Raw genomic sequence first — 18,627 nt, 5'->3', positions numbered from 1 at the left:
GTCAACACACAGGTAAATATAGTCCGAGTAAAAGCTCTCAAAGCCACTCCTTATATGCTCTATTAACTTGCAGCAAATTTCGCTGCTTTACTTACAATCGCGCCTTTACCTACGCCTTCATAGGCAATCACTTTAAAGTCACTGCTAGGTACCTTTTCAACCAAGGTTTGCGCCATATAATCAGCCAACAGCTCCACCGTCGTGTCATGTGGAAGAATGTCACAACACTCTTTAGGCATAGCTAACTGAAAGTCACCCTGTGGAGCCTGATAATGAAATCCATAATGAGTGTCATCATTGACGACAGCTTGAGGAGACAAGGCTAATGAACTGACTAATACCTGATCTTCTAACGTGGCTAGGTAGATATCCTGCCAACGCTTAGCCCAATACTCATCCCATTTAGGTGCCGCAACGCCGTTTTCAAATACAGTAACAGGGCTACGATGACCGTGAGCAATTCGCTGGCAGTTACCATCGTGTTTTTTCAAACCATGGCTGTAATGATAATAAGGTGCCTCGTGAATTTCATTTCTGAGAGTCAGCGAGATCCCTTCAACATTAGCCGGTAATGCCTCTTTTAATGCCTTCTGCAAAAATTTATTCACACTCTCAAAGTCGATTAACTCGCTTGGAATAAGTGCAAAAGCCTCTGACGGACAAGCAAGATGTATATCGCCTTGTTGACTCTTAAAATCCATCCACACTCTGTCGCCCTGCTGCTGCCAACGAACTTCACTACAGGCTGTAGGGATCAGAAGACGATGGTCAGCCACATCATCAATGGTGTTCTTAATGGTTCGTTTCACTTTCGCGAAATCGAGTACCATGTTCTGCTCATCTAAACCACCATCGAGTAGAACATCGACGATCCAGCTTTCTCCCACCATACCTCTAATAGGACATAGGTAAGAAAAATCGATAACGGTTAAATCTTTAACAAAGAGTTGCATTTGTGCTCCTAGGTAGAAAAACAGTCTACCTGCCTTAGTCCACGCAGCAATGGCCGCAGGATAAATGTACATAAATTGAGTCAAACAGGTATGACTCTTTTAATCATAGCCGTAGCTTACATTGAACAGAGATAACATTCGACTTTTTTAGCCTGAGTGCCTATCTATTCCCCTGTGAAACGATTCAACGCCGAGTCCCCCCCTATGACTAGTTCTATATATTGATAAATATGACGCTACACAAGCTTCCATCTTAACCATTAGGTAAGACTCAACATAATGCTATTTAAAAGCAAAAAACCGAGCACTTAAGGCTCGGTTTTTGTTATAACCATCGTCATGCTAACGCTTGCAGGGTTACTCCCCTTTTAGACGACGATCTAACTGATCTTTAAGGTTTGCTGGCACACCTTTAATGATAATGGTATCTGAGACAGGATCATAAATCACTCTCTCGCCTAAGTGCTGGCCATCGAAACTTAATGTCACCCCGCCACCAGTACCAGAGAACTTCTTCAGCTGTCTTAGCGTTGGCTTATCCCCTGGGAACTCCTCTTCTAACCCATAATCACCGCCTTGGGCGAAATCATAGAAAGAGTCCATACCTTGATCTGCAAGCTCATCGGCTAAATCTTTAATCTGAATAGACGCACCTTCATCACAGCGCTCTGTACAATATTCAAATACGCGTTCACGGGCTTGTTGACGCTCATCTTTAGTCAGCTCGCTATTACCCACAAAATCTTCAACAGCATTCATCAACGACTTGTTCTGTGCCTTGGTATTCACACCTTCGACACAGCCCATGAAATCGAGGAAGAAATCGGCAACTTTACGCCCTGCACGACCACGAATAAAGGAGATATACTTTTTCGAATCAGGATCAGCTTGCCACTCAGTCAAATCGATTCGTGCAGCAAGTTGCACATTGTTGAGATCTAAATGGGTGTTTTGTGACAGCTCCATATCATCGAGAACAGTCATCGATGACTTTGCATTTAGTAATGAAACAAATAGGTAGTCGCTCGTCATATAGGTATAGCAAGACAACAATAGGAAGCCGCCAGTACTAAAGTCATATTTAGCCAGCTCTTCTTGCAGTAACTTACCAGCAATACCGGAAAACTCAACGAACCCCAACTCGCCACTACGGTATGTCGTTAGCGCTTCTTCAAATTTAGTGTTGGCTTCGCCGTCCTCTCCATTAATACCAAAATGACCAAAACCTTTACCCGCTTTGGTGGTATAGGTTTGATGCAACTCTTCTAGCATCGCCTCAACCGCTTGGCTGTTTAGCAGAGGTTGTGGACGTAATCGACAACTAAGTTGACCTTCACCATCTTGAGAAATGGAGTGGATAATTGCTTGTTCGACGTTAATACTCATTGAGCCTCGATAAATTTGGCAAGGAGCGTTAGCTTTTGCTCACGCTCTTATTGTAAGTAATTGATATTCAGTCATTGATACAGGTAGAGATATCCGCCTTAAATCAACCACATTCTAATGCTCGCTATCATACCAGAGAGGCGTTAAAAATCTATATATCTTCCATCACGACTCTCACCTAAAAACCTATTCTCAACCACTATGCCCGCAATCTAGCCTCGCCAAAAGCAGCAACTATACGAGTTTCAATGCAGGCTGTAGCCTTCATAAAAACGCCAGTAAATATGCCGCTCAAACTCGGCTTTATGAGTAGCCGTGTGGCTCGATCAAACTGTCATGTTAAAAAGGGGAACAAAAAGTGCGGAGCTTCTGCAAAAAATCCGTTATTATATGCCGTTAATTAAGATTTTAAGTGAACCTTTATCATTATGGCTATTCAATCCAAATATTCTAACGCTCAAGTAGAGTCAATTATTGCAGAGTTACTTGCCGTTTTAGAGAAGCACCAATCTCCAACAGACCTAAGCCTAATGGCGTTAGGTAACTGCGTCACTCACCTTTTGCAAAACAAAGTTCCAGCAGAAGCTCGTGAAGTGGTTGCAGAGCAATTCGCTAAAGCATTATCACAGTCAGTAAAAGCTAACTAAGATAAACAAGTTAAGCTGAACAAGTTAAGGCTAATCAACAAAGGTTAGCCTTCATAAAGCCTAAACAATAAATGGAACAACATGGTCGAGCGACAAAAACAGATTGGACGTGATCGCGTTTCACGCTTAGTAAGCTGGGGACATTGGTTTGCCTTTATTAATGGCCTACTCGCCATTATCGTTGGCTATCGCTACCTCGACACCATTGGACTTCCTGAATCTTTTATTGGCTGGGGCTACTTATTGATCAGCACCATAGGTCATTTCAGCTTCTTGGCTTTTATGGTCTATTTGGTTTTTGTGTTCCCCATAACCTTAATACTGCCTTATTCCAAGATCCTCAGGGGATATGCCGCAGTTGTAGCAACATTGAGCTTATGTTTACTGCTCTATGATACGGTTATCTATGATGACTATGGTCTTCACTTAAGCCCCTTTGTTTTTGATCTCGCATGGGCTGATTTAAATGCTCTGCTTCGAGGCACCTCATACATTATTACCCCTATTGCCATCTTGGTGATAGAGCTAACGCTTGCCAATTTCCTGTGGAAGCGAATCGAAAAAATCCGTAAGCGCAACGTCGGCAACAAAGTGGTTGCGATTGTTGGGATCTGCTTTGTCTCCAGCCACCTCATTCATATCTGGGGCGATGCAGCCGATGTCACCGAAATTACCCATTTTGATGACGCCTACCCGCTATCCTACCCAGCAACGGCAAAGAGCTTAATGGAAAGCTACGGCATCGAAGGCATTCAGGAGCACCAAAGCCAGACCCCTCCTAAGTCTAGCCTACAGTATCCGTTAGAGCCGATGCAGTGTAATGCCGATAGCCAACCCAATATATTAGTCATTGCGGTAGACAGCCTACGCGCCGATCTTGTTGATGAATCAACGATGCCGTTCCTGTCATCTTACGCAAAGAAAAACGTAAACTTTACTCAGCACCTCAGTGGCGGCAATCAGTTCAATAGTGGTATGTTTAGCTTGCTCTATGGTTTGCAAGGCAGTTACTCCAACGCTGTAGATCTACACTATCAAAGCCCTGTGTTAACTCAAGAGCTCGCCTCTAAGGGCTACAAGCTAGGGCTATTTAGTACTCAAGATACGCTAGCCGCGCCTCTGGCAATATACAAAGATTTTGAACGTGTCGATGCCGAGCATCTAAATAGCTATGCTAAGTCGGATCTACAGTCTATTGCCAACTGGCAACAATGGACCCGCTCCACTCACCAACCTTGGTTTAGCCTACTCAACTTAAAGTCCCCCGATAGCTACGATACGCCTATCGGCTTCCTCGGCATTAAGACAGTACAATCGGCTACCAAACTAAAACCGGCGCAAAAAGTGTTATTTAACCAATACCGTCAATCGCTTAACTTTATTGATAAGCAAATTGAACAGGTAGTAAATAGCCTACCCGAAGGCACTATGGTGGTTATTACAGGTGTGAACGGCAAGATGTTTACCAGTAATTCGGATGAAGCAAGAGCTAACCTGTCTCCAGACAGTGTGCGTGTACCAATGATCATCCACTGGCCAAATGAAACCTTGCCCAAACAGATTCATTATCGTACAACGCACAATGGCTTAGTACCTGCTATTTTGACCCAAATCCTAGGCTGTACTAATCCAGCATCAGACTATAGCTCAGATCAGAGCCTGATGCAGCCAAGCGACAAAACTTGGGTCTATGTTGGCGACCACCGTATATTTGCGATTTATCAGCCATCTGAAATCACTGTCATCGACCGTCACGGTAAATACCGGATCTACGACAGTGAGTATCGTAAGCGCTTAAAGAAGAAAATGAGCGCACCAGAGTTGATTGAGGTTATGCGTGAAGGACGTAGGCTCCACATCCACTAAAGATTATAAACTAAGCAAATGAACCATTTAAAGCCATGAAGGGCTTGCACTAACAAAAATGACTTGATAAAGTGCTGGCTCTTCAGAACGCTCCCCTTTCGTTATAAGTTGTTATAACAGGTTCTGTTGAATATCTCGGGATATGGCCTAGTCCGGTAAGGCGCTTGTCTGGGGGACAAGAGATCACAGGTTCAAATCCTGTTATCCCGACCAAATACAAACAAAAAAGCCAGCTAATCAGCTGGCTTTTTTGTTATAAATCAAAACGCTAAAAATAATGATTAGGCATAAAAAAAGCGCCGATATTACAGCGCTTTTAATCTTGCCTGAGTATTTACTCGTGACAGTCAGCACACTCTTTCATTGTTAACTCTGGAGTGTGGATTTCTTTATCTAACTCGTGAGCACTTGCCATATCGTGGCAATCGTTACAGGTAGCAATGGTCGCTTCCATTTCAGTATGCTCTTCAACATTAATTGTCTCATGGCAATCTGTACAGTTTACAGCCATAGCTGAAGCAGAAAACGCTAACGCAGCAACCAAAGTTAAATATTTCATATGCATTCCTTAATATCGGAGTTATCGCACTTAATGTTTGTGTTATTACAAAACTGTTAAGGCTTATTTTTGTTAGTTCTGCCTAATAAATGAAAGACTTAATTTGTCAGCAGACTTGCCTACCATGATATGACTTAACCTTAATTGAAACTTAAATTTGGCGCTAGAGTTGAACAAAAGCTGAATAGCGGGGCGATGACTTTTAAAGGATGTGAGCAAGGTCTGACATATCACCAAAATTGGACATTTTTCTTTTAATCGGCATAGATTTAAACTGCATTCTCCTCTACTTAACTACATAGCTCTTTGTTTGTTTTTTACCCAAATAGTGTTCCAGAGATCGTTATAAGTTGCTATCGCCTCATAAAGTTAATAAATTGTGAACTAGGGTGTAATTTGTCACAGCCATTCCATCGGAAACAAAGGCACATACTATTGGGGAAAGTAGAAAAGAATAAGCTACTACTAGCATCGGTACTGGGATTCATTGGTTTAATCATCAACCTCTATCCCATTCACCTGTTCGCTAACATTCAGCTGATCCTCGGCAACATATCTTATGTTGTTGTCGCGATATTGCTTGGCCCTTGGTATGCACTTTACACCGCAGCCATCACAGTTACCGGGCTAATGATCGTCTGGGATAGCCCCCATGTATATTTTCTATTTGGCGTTGAGGCTCTCTTTCTTGGTTTTGCAAGGCGAAGAGACATCTACGCTCTATATGCCAGCTTTGGTTTTTGGCTATTTGTTGGAATGCCGCTATTTTACCTGTATATCTTTCTCTTTACCGACCTACCCAGTAGTCATATTGCTTTCGTGATCCTCAAGCAAGGGATCAATGGACTCGTCTACACTTGTCTTGGTTCAATACTGATTATTTTAACCCCCTCGTTTTGGCACTTTAAAAGCAAGCTAAAAGACCAACGCAGGCGTACCTTCAATGCCCAGCTCACCTATACTTTTACTCTAGTGATTACCGTTGCCCTACTTTTGGCCGCTTTGTTGTTTAACAATCAATTTATCGAACGCCAACAAGCTTTGCTCTACCACAATATCGAAAACTCAGCCGACCACTTAGGGCTATCGACTCAGGCTTACCTAAACTCTCACCGCCAAGCGATAAAAAACGCAGCTGCATGGCTCAGCTTAAATCAACACTCAATGGAAGATGAACAGATATTGCTATCGCAGCTACACGGCAATTATCCTGGATTTATCACCATGTTGCTTGCCGACAGAAGAGGCTCGATTATAGGCGCCAGTCCTGCGTCATTACTTTCCAGTCTTGAGAACCTACCAACGTTCAGTATTCGTGATAGAAACTACTTTGTAGAGGCCTTTATTAATCAACGAAACTATACTTCTCCCGTTTTCTTGGGTAAGGGGTTTGGCCAGGATCCGATTGTCGCCATTAGCGCCCCCATCTATCGATCAGATACACCTCATCAACCCATAGGGATCATCGAAGGTTCGCTTGACCTAAAAGAGTTCAAGGTAATCGATCACATCAATGCCAGCAGTGATAACCAATCCATTGTGCTCATAGACAATCATCACCGAGTAATATATGCCACGGACAACCTCAATATTTCCCCTTTATCAGAATTTACTTACACGTTACCGAGTAGGAACTACATCACCCCTTTCCCTACACTTAATATCGCCCACAGCGATAATATGGCACCGGAGTATGTCTATGCCAATGTGACACTCGAAAACGGTTGGCAGCTGTTCGTCCTTAATCCGTTTCGTCCCCTAGTCGAACTGGTTGAAGGTATGTATTTAGCAACCTTTGCAATCTTATTCCTCGCGCTATTGATCACCATCTATATCTCGCATGTCATCAGTGGGCGTCTTACCCTGCCACTCGAAAATATTGCCAGCAAGTTCAGCACTGCCCCTGAGAATCCACATGTGGAATATTCGGTAGATTCAGAGTCACCGCAAGAGATCTACTCACTGTTTCAGCGCTTACAGCAGAGTAAAAGCCAGCTCATTGGTTATCAGCTGGAACTGGAAGAAAAAGTAGCGCTGCGAACGCTAGAGCTTGAGCGAGCAAATAACAAATTACAGGCATTAGCCGAAAAAGACTCTCTCACAGGCCTTTATAATCGCCGCTATGCCGAAAATCAGTTCCCCGCCATACAGGAGCTTTGCCAAAGAAGCGATGAAGTGATTGCCATTGCGCTACTGGACCTTGATAAGTTTAAGTTCATTAATGACACTTACGGCCATGACGGCGGCGACCTAACCCTTAAACGGGTTGCCGAGCTCCTCTGTCAGGAGTTTAAACGCGAATCAGATATCATCGTAAGATACGGCGGCGAAGAGTTTTTACTGATCATGCCCCTTTGTAACGCCTTAAAAATTGAGGGGCATTTAGAACGCTTTAGACTCAAGCTACAAGAGATAGTCATCGAGCACCCCAAGGATAAAGTACAATTACAAGTGACTACTAGCATAGGTGCCGTCATAGGTAATGGAAGCTTCGGAGCCTCACTTGATGAATGGGTCAAGCAGGCCGATATCAATCTGTATCAAGCCAAGAATGCTGGCAGAAATCGCCTCGTTTTCACCACCTTAAAAGACTCATAAGCTCGATAATGCAGTGAAAATAAACCGTATCCACAACATGTTTAGCAAGCCAGTTAGCCAAGGTTAAGGAACTATAACCTCATCCATTTTATCAAGCAGATAGCTATGAAAAGGATTCCATTTCTGCCGCAACATCTCACTGGCTGACACACTTATCACCCCTCTCTCCCCGCGAGAAGCGCCGGTACCAATCTGAATATGGGGCTTTTTCTCATCCCAAATAGGACCATAGAGGGGATCATGTCTTGGAAAAGGCAGTGCAACATGAGACAGAGAGTAAACCTGCTTTGGCCAACTTAATCCAAGCGGTGTGATCTTATTATCATTTAAGCGTCTAGCTTGAAGCTCTCCGCTTTCAGGGCTCAGATTTTCAACTAGGGTAAAGTCATAATTAAACTGTCCCTTAGTCATCATCTGTCGGTAAGGCTCAAGGGGATCACTTAAAATAAGGCTCAAATTCACCTTAGTGCGATTGATATCGAATAACACCAACTCATGACCAGCATCGGGCAACAGGCTATATAGTGAACTTATCACTGCACTGGTATCCACGGTATCATCGGTCAGGGACTGAAACGTCAATATAGGCGGTAACGCCTCTAGCGCTTTTAAGCCCAGCCCCTGAACAAGCTGGTGATTACGCAATGAAAGCTGATACACCACATCTCCAGCATTAACGGCGAAAGAGCCGTATTTAAAGGGATCGTATTCAGCCTGAATACTGTTCCAGCTTAGCTTATCTAAACCGAGTACCGTCCCGAGCCGAGCCTGCCATTTTGCACCTGCGGCAACGGGAGGCAATCCTATTGCGGGTGAGATCAACACCATGGCGGCGTAATCACTCCCTTTGTTAGTCGCTATCTGCTCAAGTTCATGATTCAGCGCCAATGCCGCACCAGTAGAGAAGCCAACTAAGTATAAAGGCTTCTCACCTAAAGCTTGCTTCATATGCGCTGTTGCAAGCGCCACAGCGCCGGCCATATCTTGCCAATAGATATGGGTCAACGCCGAAGGCAAGGTGCCGTGACCCGGTAGCCTTAATCCTAGAACATGGGCTTGGTCTTTATAGTGCTTAGCGAAATGTGACATGGCATAAGGGGAATCAGACATGCCGTGAATGAGCAGCACCCCAAACTCGGCATCGGCGTTGACCCATTCATAGCTTCTATTCCAGTCTTGTGACCAGTGGGCAGGATCGGAGTAACTCCCTCGAACATAACGATTGATAACATCAAACGGTTGAGGCGCTTCCGCGTCAAGGTAGATCTTGTTTTCTAGCTCATCGAACAGCTTATCTTCAAGCTGCATATACTCTGAAAAACTGCTCACATCACTGTGTACACGATACTCAGAGGTTAATTCAGTTGTATGCCATAGTGATAAGTCGGGGCGAGAATTCAAATACCAAACGACCATCGCGATTAACGCAAGGCTGGTTCCTAAGGAGGCGTAAAACAATGCAAAAGCTAAATGTTTTGTCGACCCTATAATAATGGCTTTCATAATCGTCGCGACTTCCCCTAAACAAGCAATTAAGTTAACTTACACGCTTTTACGCCGAAACGGTGAGGTTAAAGAGAAAACATTGAATAAAAATAACCAGATTATAGGTTTAGATAACGCAAAAATATGTTTCTATCTACCCACACCACCAGTACTCAGTGCTGACTGGAGCCATACTGCGCCCTCGGCCATACAAAACCTTATCCAGATTAACGGTAATCATTGGCGCAAGATCTTAACTATCATGGCCAAAATCGCTGTTGCCGATACCAATTGGAAAGGCTACCGCGATGAGCTATTACTCAAGCAAGATGAATCGATTTTGATTAATAGCCACCAGCTTAACCCAAACGCCAGCGTACATATCGTTTGCGGCCAACTAAGTGCTCAGCACTTAAACCTTCCCCCTAACCTCTTTACGCCAATATCTCCTACGGCAAACTATGTTAGCAAGCATGCAAGTCAAGCTATCTACCTCTGTCCCTACCTCGACTACCGTCAATTCCCAAACCAACAGATCGATCTATTAAGAGTTGCATTAAATCTCCCGCCACTGAGTTAATCTTTAAGCAGAAAAGGATTCACCTATTGAAGTTAGGGCTAATAAAAAGGCGCCGCAGCGCCTTTAAAACAGAATAGAGAATTAATCATAAATCGTCGGAATTGGCTCACGCTTATGTTGAGTCGCACGATAAATCCCAATCAGCTTATCGTTAACAAAATCGCTGACCTCTTTACCCTCTAGGAAGTCATCAATCTGATCATAGGTAAGACCTAGGGCAACTTCATCTTCTAGCTGCGGCTTGTTCTCTTCCAGATCTGCGGTCGGCGCCTTAACAACCAATGTTTCTGGCGCACCGAGGAAGGCTGCAAGTTGACGAACCTGACGTTTATTAAGGCCAAACAACGGTGCTAAATCACAGGCACCATCACCCCACTTGGTATAAAAACCGGTAATATTTTCGGCGCTATGATCGGTACCCACCACGAGTCCAGCGACTAAACCAGCAATTTCATACTGGGCAACCATGCGCATTCTAGCTTTGACATTGCCCTTCACAAAATCGACTTTATCGGCATCAGGCAGCTCAATGCCCGCCGCTTCAACAGCAGCTAAGCTCTCACCATGAATGCCATCAACCCCAGATTTCACATTCACAGTGACCTGTTTTGAAGGCTGAATAAACTGGCAAGCCAATTGGGCTTCATCTTCATCTTTTTGCACACCGTAAGGCAGACGAACCGCGATAAACTGGTAGTTCTTACCGTTAGACTCACTATTGAGTTCATCAACGGCAAGCTGACACAAACGCCCCGCTAATGAAGAGTCTACGCCACCACTGATCCCCAAGACTAAAGAAGATGTACTCGATTGCTTAAGCTTTGATTTAATGAATGCAATGCGCCTTTGTACTTCAAAGCCAGGATCAATAGCATTAAGCACCTTCATTTCTCTTAAGATCTGTCCTTTCACGTTCTACACTCCGATGGTAGTTGGCAGAAAAATCGATTTATATTATGGGTGAATTCGCTCGACAATTCACGACCTGTTTAATCACAATCGTGTTAATTTAGGCGTTAATTCGCAATATGTATCATTCAGGCCTTAAAATGGCCATAAACTCGCTCAATAAGAGACTCGATGGAATATCAATTACTCATATCACTTAGCATCATTCATCTAGTAGCGCTCGCCAGCCCCGGCCCAGATTTTGCGTTAGTGGTTCGCCTTGCAACCCAAGAGTCGCGCACAGCAGCAGTTGCTTCGGCGCTTGGCATCGCTGTGGCCATTTTAGGCCACACCCTGCTTAGCTTAACTGGGGTTAGTCTCGTCATTCAAAGCTCTGAACAACTCTTTTTAATTGTACAACTTGCGGGAGCCAGCTACTTAGCTTGGATGGGAATAGGCGCGATAACCGCGGCCTGGCAGCACTGGCGAGACCCAGTCACTCTCGAACAAAGCTCAAACAGTAAAGGGATAACCGGTTATCGCGGATTCTTGCAAGGTCTCTATACCAATCTGCTCAACCCGAAAGCCTTGGTCTTCTTTATCACCCTGTTTTCGACGCTGATCACCCCAACCGTTAGCCTTGGGACCAAGAGCATGGCCGCGCTGCTACTATTTTTGTTGTCTTTTATCTGGTTTAGCTTTATCGCCGTGGTGCTTTCGAAGCCTAGAGTCCAACTCAAGATGAAAAAGGCCAGCCCATTCATCAACCTTGTGACTGGCATTATTTTTGTTGGCGTTGCGCTGACTATTATTTCAGGGATTTTTTAATTAAACATTGCGAACTTAACTTAATTGGTGTTTCTCTAAACGATATAAGAAAGCTTTGTAACTTAAGCCCAACTGCTTTGCCGCCTGAGTACGATTCCCCTCATGACGCGACATTGCTTGTTGTAAGCAATCTCTCTCAAATGCTTCCCACTCAAAACCAGACTCGGGTAGGACGAACTGATTCGAACTATTGATAACTTGACCTGAACTCAACTCGGCCACTAATTCCTGCTCGTCCCCTAATAACACAAACCGCTCGATGCGGTTAGAGAGCTCACGAACATTCCCCGGCCAAGGGTAATCCAGTAACAACTTCATCGCTGGGGCACTCAATTTAGTAGGCTCTACTTTATATTGAGCACTATGGATCTTTAAGAAATGCTCGATAAGCCGTCCTATATCCTCTTTTCGCTCCCTAAGTGGTGGCATATCAATTGGCACCACGTTGAGCCGATAGAATAAATCTTCTCTAAAGTTGCCCTTCTCGACCTCCTCTTTAAGGTTGCGGTGGGTTGCGGCTATCACCCTAACGTCGAGTTTTAACTCACCGTTCTGCCCTAACCTTGAGATCACCCCTTCCTGTAAGAAGCGCAGCAACTTTGTTTGCTGTAACAAGGGTAACTCTCCAATCTCATCGAGAAAGATAGTGCCGCCATCAGCCGCCTCGAGCTTGCCGACTTTCAGGGTATTGGCACCAGTAAATGCGCCTTTTTCTGCTCCAAAAAGTTCAGACTCGGCTAGGCTTTCAGGAATCGCGCCGCAATTGATAGCAACAAATGGCTTATGCTGACGAGTTGATAACTGGTACAAGGCCCTTGCGGCAAGCTCTTTACCCGTGCCGCTTTCTCCACCAATCAACACGGTCGCATCGGTTGCGCTCACTCTTTGCACCCGAGCATAAACCTTTTGCATACAGGGCGCTCGTCCAACGAGTCCCACCAGCTCTTGCTGCTGAGATAACTCAGACGTTAGACGGCGATTTTGCTGTTTTAATGTAAGCGACTTTACGACCTTATCTATAGCCATCAATAATGACTGACGCTGATAAGGTTTTGACAAGTAATCATCAGCCCCGGCCTGCATAGCATCGACGGCGTGGGTGATAGTGCCGTATGCGGTCGCGATGATAAAACCCATATCGGGATGCTCTCGCCTGACATAACTGAGCAGATCCATGCCAGTTAACTGTCCCAGCTTCCAATCGGAAAAGACTAGATCTGGTGGACTTCGCTTGATTAAAACAATCGCCTCTTCAACGCTCTCTGCACTCAAAACCTGATATTGATTCGACGCAAGTATTTGACAGATAAGCTCTCGTTGATCCGGCTCATCCTCAACCACTAAAATTTGCAAAGGAGCATTATTCATGAGTTTGCCTCAGTTTGATTATGGTCTGCTTTTGAGCCTAGCTTTGAGTTTGAGCCAGCCTTTGAATCTGAGTCATGTGCTAGGCTTTGCTCACCATGACCAAAAATGAGTGTTACTATAGTGCCTCCCTGAGGATTATCTTCATACAGGATTTCACCATCATAATGGCTCTCGATTAACCGCTTAGCAATATAGATCCCCATACCAGTTCCTTCGGCTTTAGTAGTAATATGAGGCTTAAACATCTGTTGTTTAACCATAGGGTCAATCCCTTTGCCCCAGTCGGTAATAATCACCTTCTTACCATTAGCATCTTGGGCGAGTTCAATGCGGATCGCCTCGGCACTAGGGTCAGCTTCGACTGCGTTAATCATCACCGCATGCAAGATACTCCTCAGCTCAGACTCAGCACCATTAACACTTAGCGTTGTAGATTGTGAGTCGAACTGCACCTTAGGCTTAATGCCGGTGATTGATAACTCCAGTAGTACATCTTGGATAATGGTATTTAACGGAATCGCTTTGTCACGGGCCACCTCATGGCTCGAAAGCGTCAGCAACGACTGAATGCTCTTATCCATTAAGGCGATTTTTTGCTGCATCTTGCTATTGAGCTTTTCTCGCTCGGCTAATGTCTCGCTGCACGTTGTCTGCTCAGAGAGTAAACCAAGGGTATGCAGCGGGTTTCTCAAACTGTGGGCAATACCACGAGTGATCTGGCCAAGATCTGCTAAGTGTTGCTGCTGTGACATCTGCTGCTCTTTTTTGCTCAGCTCAGCCAATGCCAAACTCATAGTATTAAACCCTTTTAAGATCTGCTTTAACTCCTTAACCCCTTGCTCCTTAAGCCGTACGCCAAACTGTCCTTCAGCCAAGCGTTGGTGCCCAGAAGCAAGCTCAGATAATGGCTCGGTCACATGATGGCTCAGCCAATACGCCAACAACAAAGCCACCACACTGGTCAGCAAGATAGCGAGTAACACAGATTCACTGAAGCGTTCCAGTAACTGGTTAGCGCCCTGACTTGGCAGCTCGACACTGCGCTCACTATTGAATTCAATGGGCTCACCTTTACCACCATGCCCCTCAACAATCAGCACTCGACCATCTTCAAGCCACTCATCGGTATGGATCTCAATATTCGCTAAACTCTGCTCGACTCGCTGCTGATACTCCCGCGCCGCTTGTTCCCGTAGTTGCGCCATATTCTCAAGATTACTCTTCTGCAAAGCACGCTCTTTGGCTAATAGTAACTGTACCTTCTGTTTTAGTGCCGCTTGCTTAGCCTTAAAAGCCTCACTCTTGTACTGCAATTCGTTGCCAGAGGACACACCATGGGAAAGCTCTTGTGCCAATTGATCAATTTCAGCATTTAAACCGCCAAGCTCAGCTTCTATCTCTTGTTCCGCTTCGTCAGTTAACCTATCGATCTCATCTTCAACCTTGTCATTGAACAGCTCACTGCGTTCAATCCAATTCAGCTCAGGCCCTGTAACGTCAGGAGCAGCTACCGTATCTGGCGTTTCTGGAAAGGATAACTCCACCCGCTCCAGCTCTGCGGCATTCTCAATCACCACACTTACGAGTCTTTTAGATAAGCTTTTCGAACTTTGTTCAAGCTCGGCCTGCAACTGCGCCTTAAAATACTGCGCCACAAAAAGCTGACTCATGGCTAACACCAAAATCAGCGCACCAAATAATATAAACACATAGCGTTTTATCGACATATTCTGCTCTTTTCATTTCCCTATCTAATGGTTCCTACCTACAGGTTCCAACAGCGGTTTATCACTCTATTCCCATACCACCATACAAGATTGATACCAATCGGCTTCCCAGCCCCAGTAATGAAAGCACTCGTAACGAAAGTCATCCTGATGAAAAGCATCGCGAATATCAAACGTTCGCGGCGCAACACATGACCCAAGCTAACACAAACAAGCTCAATATCCTCATATAAGGAAGTCACCTACCTATATCCGTAACTATTTTAACCCTTCATTTTTGAGCGGAGGGGCAAACATAACGCCAATACCAGCAGCCGTCTGGGGTTAACAGAGTTGGCACAGCCTTCGCACTATCTAGTGATAGCCATCTAGTGGAAATCACTAGATCGATGAATCACAAGCAATACTATTAAAGGGAATAATTATGAACTTCAAACCACTGGCCATCGCTTTTGTAACTAGCTGCTTAACCTTATCTTTGCAAGCCTATAGCGCCCCCACCGATATCGAAGCTATCGACAACAACCAAGCTTTCGAAAAAGTTAAAGTTATTGAGAAAACTATCGACAACAGCAACCACAGCCTAATCACCAAAATCAATACCGATGAAAATGACATTACCCATGTCACTGTTGTTGTAGATGGTGTAGATAGCACTGCCCATGAAATGTCATTTACGCCTGAAGAGCTCAGTGATAAAGAAAGCGTTAAACAGAAGATAAGTGAGTTGCCTAAGGATGTGCAAAAGAGCGTTGCGAAAATGCTCGATCGAGTCCAACGTCATGCAGCAAACCCCAAGCAACCTCTTGATCCTAAGGTCGAGCAAGCCATTAAAATTAAACTAGAGAAGCTTCATCAGCAGCTAAGCGGTAAAGAAGCCGAGATTGAGGCTCATGCATTTAAACTTGAATCTAAGGCGCGCGCACTAGAGGAAAAGGCCCGCGAGCTAGAAGTAATATTTGAGCAAAATGAGGGCGAATTTGAGATCCATATGCAGTCACTTGGGGATGACATTGAAATTCTCACCGAACAAATAACCGAACTTGAATTAGAACGACTCGGACTCGATGGTGAAGCCTCACGCGTGCTAATAATCCAAGGCCATAGTAAGCCCACCAGCTCGGATATTCTTGAGCTGATCGAGCGCGCAGATTTGAGCGATGAAGATAAGCAAAAGTTGAGTGAAGTGTTAACTCAGAAATAGTCGGAACTAATACAGTTTATCAAACAGGATATTATCCGATGTGATTTAAACGAATTAACAAAAGTCGTGATGACATGGTCAATAATATTCCCTACATCATAATGTGTAGTAGATCTGCCCCATATCTCTATGGGTCAGATTTCATAGAACGGCCATGTCATCAAAGCCAGCAGGCGGAACTACACTGGATATTAAGTGTTTCATCTAGGCTGTTATGGTTTGGCATCTAACTTGGAAATGCCCCAAAGTTGGTTAGCCTTGAAACTATCAAGCTTCGCTTGACCAAAGTCGTGGCGCTTCGCCCACACCCGAGCAAGGAGGACTGCTCGTCCTTATCCTCCTTGCATCCACCATGACGCCCCGACGGAGTTACATGCATTAGATACGGGCCTCACTCATTTTCGAAAATCTCTACCGCCTCAGAATCGCCATCCATGGCTCTACTAAGGCTATCTCGGCATCCTGCCTCAATCACGAGATTATTCTTCAATGACCTCGGCAACTCCGATGGGGAATGGGTGTTTCCCGTAAGTGTCGTAACTCAATTTTTCCCCAAGATCAGTTTCACTAATAGAAGTGATTAGTAACACACGTGAATCTTTGCTAATAGAAAAGTTAATGTGAAAGGTTTTGCATACACCAGAAGTTATGCCTGTTCTTTTTCTTCATCTTTAAGCTCAATTCTTCCGATTCTACTTTCCTAGAACAAACCAAAATAACTGTAATCCTATACAGGTATAATGACCTTGATGAGTGAGACAGATTTATCGATGCTAGAAAGTAAAATAATTGCATCGATAAATTTTTAACATCTAAAATAACTAATACTTATCAGCCAGTTAGTCTTCCTACATAAACTAACAAGAGACCCGATAAATGTTCTGCATTACTTTGCGGGGAAGGTAAATTCAAATTTGTTAACACTAGCAAGGTAAACTGCTTTACATCAATAAGTTACGTTGATAGCTTTGACGTAAACTAATAAAGTGCAGGGATTTATCCGAGACGCTGGATAATAAGCTGTTATGCATCAGAACACGGAGAAATAGATGTATCAAAATAGACAAGCCTTGGCCTTAGGTTCACTGGCGTTTCTAGTAATTCTTGGTTTTATCACAATAATATTGGCATTTTGGGCTTGGCCAAAATACAACGTCTACAAAATGGAGCTTAATGGACGTGCAGCTCTTAAAGAAGCTGAGTGGTCAAAGCAAATTCTAATTGAAGAAGCTAAAGCTAGAGAGCAGGCAGCACTAATGCAAGCAAAAGCCAAAGTTACATTGGCTGAGGCCGAAGGAAAGGCGAAAATAGTTCGAGCTAAAGCGGAAGGTGCGGCCGATATTGAGCGAGCCAAAGCAGCCGCTGAAGCTAATCGAATAATAGGTGAATCACTGAAAAACAACGAAGAGTATCTTCGATACGTCTGGATAAAAGGCTTACAAGACGGAAAAGGTGAGCGTATCTATATTCCTACTGAAGCCGGCCTGCCCATCCTTGAAGCAGGTAAAGCTGGCAAGTAATGCATAACAAATTGGTGCATCTGACGCCCTACACTCCCCAGCTGAGCAAGGCGTTAGCTAGCAAAAGGATATTGAGTCAAATTTTGAAACCTTATATTAAATTCGCAGCAAATTATGCGTTAAAAATGGGCGGTGCACTTTTTATCGCAACAATGTCTATAGCTATTGTAAGCAGTTTACTAAAAGGTTCAGCCGATCCAATATCTGTTGTAATCCAGCGTCTACTTATAGCTTCAATTGTTATTTTTTTTATATTTTATGTTGGTAGTTTTGTATACGGGTTATACAAGTACCATATTGAATCCCCTTTTATGGAAAGTCAGGACTATACTGCAAGCTAACATGCTAATTAATAAGGACAAAAAACAGTTGACTGTTTTCGTTCCTCAACATTTTAGCCAACAATTTTTTGTCCATTATTAGGGCGTTAGTTGCTAAGGAGAGTTTGGTGCCAATTTGGGCATATTGTTATTGTGGCTTAATCGTAGCGGGAACCATTTTTAACCTTTTTGATAAGGATAAAATCAAAACCATTTATCAATTTTCTGGTGAAACCTTGTCTGGTATTTGTGCGGTTTCTATTTTCCTAATTGCCTACAATATTGTGCATTTTAAAAACTCAGAATTCTTAAGTACTTTGTGCATATGCTACGGGTTATTCTGGGCTTATCATGCGCATAGGCATTATCTAAATTACGATAAGTTTAAGTCCGATATTCATGAATCTGCTATCGAAGTACATGAAAATATGCTCAAAGAGATAGCAGAGATGAAAGAAGCCGCAATTGCTGAAGGTGCAGATCCCAAAGAGGTTGATGAACAGTTTGCTGAAGTTGAAAAGGAATATGACTTTGATGAAACAGAAAAAGAAGCTTATTACCTTTATATTGGGGTACTAGTTCTTCTTAGTGCTTTAGTAATTCCTTATCTATATGTTTACTTGATATCGCTAGGTGTTTTTGGCAACTAACAAGTTACTCAAAAGGACGCAAAACGCTTGGCTTGCGCTCCTCCGTCT

The 18,627-nt window shown here is 43.9% G+C and carries 16 protein-coding genes and 1 tRNA gene; 10 read left to right on the top strand and 7 right to left on the bottom strand.

The window, feature by feature from the left end; all coding sequences use genetic code 11:
• Window positions 1-62: 62 nt before the first annotated feature.
• Window positions 63-953 carry a 6-carboxytetrahydropterin synthase gene (locus tag K5Q92_RS03200; RefSeq protein ID WP_220767608.1) on the bottom strand — a complete coding sequence of 297 codons (891 nt, stop codon included), beginning with the start codon at window positions 951-953 and terminating at the stop codon, window positions 63-65.
• A 357-nt stretch (window positions 954-1,310) separates the two neighbouring features.
• Window positions 1,311-2,339: a nucleoid-associated protein YejK gene (gene yejK, locus K5Q92_RS03195; protein ID WP_220767607.1), complete on the bottom strand. Its 1,029-nt coding sequence runs from the start codon at window positions 2,337-2,339 to the stop codon at window positions 1,311-1,313.
• A gap of 428 nt (window positions 2,340-2,767) precedes the next feature.
• Between yejK and K5Q92_RS03190 the strand changes: the two genes are divergently transcribed.
• From K5Q92_RS03190 to K5Q92_RS03180, 3 genes are all read left to right on the top strand, one after another.
• Complete coding sequence (locus K5Q92_RS03190; RefSeq protein WP_202723423.1) at window positions 2,768-2,986, top strand: YejL family protein; 219 nt, start codon at window positions 2,768-2,770, stop codon at window positions 2,984-2,986.
• A gap of 81 nt (window positions 2,987-3,067) precedes the next feature.
• A complete protein-coding gene (locus tag K5Q92_RS03185) occupies window positions 3,068-4,852 on the top strand; it encodes a DUF3413 domain-containing protein (protein ID WP_220767606.1) in 1,785 nt (594 codons plus the stop codon).
• A 136-nt stretch (window positions 4,853-4,988) separates the two neighbouring features.
• Window positions 4,989-5,065, top strand: a tRNA-Pro gene (locus K5Q92_RS03180).
• A gap of 121 nt (window positions 5,066-5,186) precedes the next feature.
• Here the strand turns inward: K5Q92_RS03180 and K5Q92_RS03175 are convergent.
• The gene (locus K5Q92_RS03175; protein ID WP_220767605.1) at window positions 5,187-5,411 is read right to left on the bottom strand and encodes a cytochrome c3 family protein; all 225 of its coding nucleotides are present in this window, start codon (window positions 5,409-5,411) and stop codon (window positions 5,187-5,189) included.
• Window positions 5,412-5,846: 435 nt separating this feature from the next.
• On the opposite strand from K5Q92_RS03175, the gene K5Q92_RS03170 reads away from it, so the two are divergent.
• The gene (locus tag K5Q92_RS03170; RefSeq protein WP_220767604.1) at window positions 5,847-8,009 is read left to right on the top strand and encodes a diguanylate cyclase; all 2,163 of its coding nucleotides are present in this window, start codon (window positions 5,847-5,849) and stop codon (window positions 8,007-8,009) included.
• A gap of 63 nt (window positions 8,010-8,072) precedes the next feature.
• On the opposite strand, the gene K5Q92_RS03165 is transcribed toward K5Q92_RS03170, so the two are convergent.
• Entirely contained in the window at window positions 8,073-9,512 is a 1,440-nt protein-coding gene (locus K5Q92_RS03165; protein ID WP_220767603.1) for a carboxylesterase, read from the bottom strand.
• A gap of 82 nt (window positions 9,513-9,594) precedes the next feature.
• Here K5Q92_RS03165 and K5Q92_RS03160 point away from each other — a divergent pair, with 82 nt between their 5' ends.
• Window positions 9,595-10,074, top strand: coding sequence for a DUF6942 family protein (locus K5Q92_RS03160; RefSeq protein WP_220767602.1), 480 nt, complete (start codon window positions 9,595-9,597; stop codon window positions 10,072-10,074).
• An 81-nt stretch (window positions 10,075-10,155) separates the two neighbouring features.
• Here K5Q92_RS03160 and nadE read toward each other — a convergent pair whose 3' ends face one another.
• On the bottom strand, window positions 10,156-10,986 hold the full coding sequence (gene nadE / locus K5Q92_RS03155; RefSeq protein WP_220767601.1) for an ammonia-dependent NAD(+) synthetase: 831 nt from the start codon (window positions 10,984-10,986) through the stop codon (window positions 10,156-10,158).
• A 168-nt stretch (window positions 10,987-11,154) separates the two neighbouring features.
• Between nadE and K5Q92_RS03150 the strand changes: the two genes are divergently transcribed.
• Window positions 11,155-11,790, top strand: a complete 636-nt coding sequence (locus K5Q92_RS03150; RefSeq protein WP_220767600.1) for a LysE family translocator — start codon at window positions 11,155-11,157, stop codon at window positions 11,788-11,790.
• Window positions 11,791-11,805: 15 nt separating this feature from the next.
• Here the strand turns inward: K5Q92_RS03150 and K5Q92_RS03145 are convergent, their stop codons facing one another.
• Both K5Q92_RS03145 and K5Q92_RS03140 read right to left on the bottom strand, forming a co-directional pair.
• On the bottom strand, window positions 11,806-13,158 hold the full coding sequence (locus K5Q92_RS03145) for a sigma-54 dependent transcriptional regulator (protein WP_220767599.1): 1,353 nt from the start codon (window positions 13,156-13,158) through the stop codon (window positions 11,806-11,808).
• Window positions 13,155-14,885 carry a HAMP domain-containing sensor histidine kinase gene (locus K5Q92_RS03140; protein WP_220767598.1) on the bottom strand — a complete coding sequence of 577 codons (1,731 nt, stop codon included), beginning with the start codon at window positions 14,883-14,885 and terminating at the stop codon, window positions 13,155-13,157. Before K5Q92_RS03140 ends, K5Q92_RS03145 begins: the two co-directional genes overlap by 4 nt.
• A 424-nt stretch (window positions 14,886-15,309) precedes the next feature.
• Between K5Q92_RS03140 and K5Q92_RS03135 the strand changes: the two genes are divergently transcribed.
• The 4 genes from K5Q92_RS03135 to K5Q92_RS03120 all read left to right on the top strand — a co-directional run bounded on the left by K5Q92_RS03135 (window position 15,310) and on the right by K5Q92_RS03120 (window position 18,579).
• Complete coding sequence (locus K5Q92_RS03135; protein ID WP_220767597.1) at window positions 15,310-16,089, top strand: hypothetical protein; 780 nt, start codon at window positions 15,310-15,312, stop codon at window positions 16,087-16,089.
• Window positions 16,090-17,138: 1,049 nt separating this feature from the next.
• Window positions 17,139-17,609: a hypothetical protein gene (locus K5Q92_RS03130; protein ID WP_220767596.1), complete on the top strand. Its 471-nt coding sequence runs from the start codon at window positions 17,139-17,141 to the stop codon at window positions 17,607-17,609.
• Window positions 17,609-17,950 (top strand): hypothetical protein, encoded by a 342-nt coding sequence (locus K5Q92_RS03125; protein ID WP_220767595.1) that lies wholly within the window; start codon window positions 17,609-17,611, stop codon window positions 17,948-17,950. The genes K5Q92_RS03130 and K5Q92_RS03125 overlap by 1 nt, the downstream gene beginning before the upstream one ends.
• Window positions 17,951-18,057: 107 nt before the next feature.
• Window positions 18,058-18,579 carry a hypothetical protein gene (locus tag K5Q92_RS03120; RefSeq protein WP_220767594.1) on the top strand — a complete coding sequence of 174 codons (522 nt, stop codon included), beginning with the start codon at window positions 18,058-18,060 and terminating at the stop codon, window positions 18,577-18,579.
• The last annotated feature ends 48 nt before the right edge of the window (window positions 18,580-18,627 follow it).

It is taken from the genome of Shewanella sp. MBTL60-007 (assembly GCF_019654915.1).
Lineage (GTDB): Bacteria > Pseudomonadota > Gammaproteobacteria > Enterobacterales > Shewanellaceae > Shewanella.
Note: the sequence above shows the minus strand (reverse complement) of the source record. Positions and strands in the feature narration are given on the sequence as shown.

Excerpts from the sequence above, each read along its gene's own strand:
- K5Q92_RS03200 (WP_220767608.1), bottom strand. The coding sequence starts at position 953 with ATGCAACTCTTTGTTAAAGATTTAACCGTTATCGATTTTTCTTACCTA.
- yejK (WP_220767607.1), bottom strand. The coding sequence starts at position 2,339 with ATGAGTATTAACGTCGAACAAGCAATTATCCACTCCATTTCTCAAGAT.
- K5Q92_RS03190 (WP_202723423.1), top strand. The coding sequence starts at position 2,768 with ATGGCTATTCAATCCAAATATTCTAACGCTCAAGTAGAGTCAATTATT.
- K5Q92_RS03185 (WP_220767606.1), top strand. The coding sequence starts at position 3,068 with ATGGTCGAGCGACAAAAACAGATTGGACGTGATCGCGTTTCACGCTTA.
- K5Q92_RS03175 (WP_220767605.1), bottom strand. The coding sequence starts at position 5,411 with ATGAAATATTTAACTTTGGTTGCTGCGTTAGCGTTTTCTGCTTCAGCT.
- K5Q92_RS03165 (WP_220767603.1), bottom strand. The coding sequence starts at position 9,512 with ATGAAAGCCATTATTATAGGGTCGACAAAACATTTAGCTTTTGCATTG.
- K5Q92_RS03150 (WP_220767600.1), top strand. The coding sequence starts at position 11,155 with ATGGAATATCAATTACTCATATCACTTAGCATCATTCATCTAGTAGCG.
- K5Q92_RS03145 (WP_220767599.1), bottom strand. The coding sequence starts at position 13,158 with ATGAATAATGCTCCTTTGCAAATTTTAGTGGTTGAGGATGAGCCGGAT.
- K5Q92_RS03140 (WP_220767598.1), bottom strand. The coding sequence starts at position 14,885 with ATGTCGATAAAACGCTATGTGTTTATATTATTTGGTGCGCTGATTTTG.
- K5Q92_RS03135 (WP_220767597.1), top strand. The coding sequence starts at position 15,310 with ATGAACTTCAAACCACTGGCCATCGCTTTTGTAACTAGCTGCTTAACC.
- K5Q92_RS03130 (WP_220767596.1), top strand. The coding sequence starts at position 17,139 with ATGTATCAAAATAGACAAGCCTTGGCCTTAGGTTCACTGGCGTTTCTA.
- K5Q92_RS03125 (WP_220767595.1), top strand. The coding sequence starts at position 17,609 with ATGCATAACAAATTGGTGCATCTGACGCCCTACACTCCCCAGCTGAGC.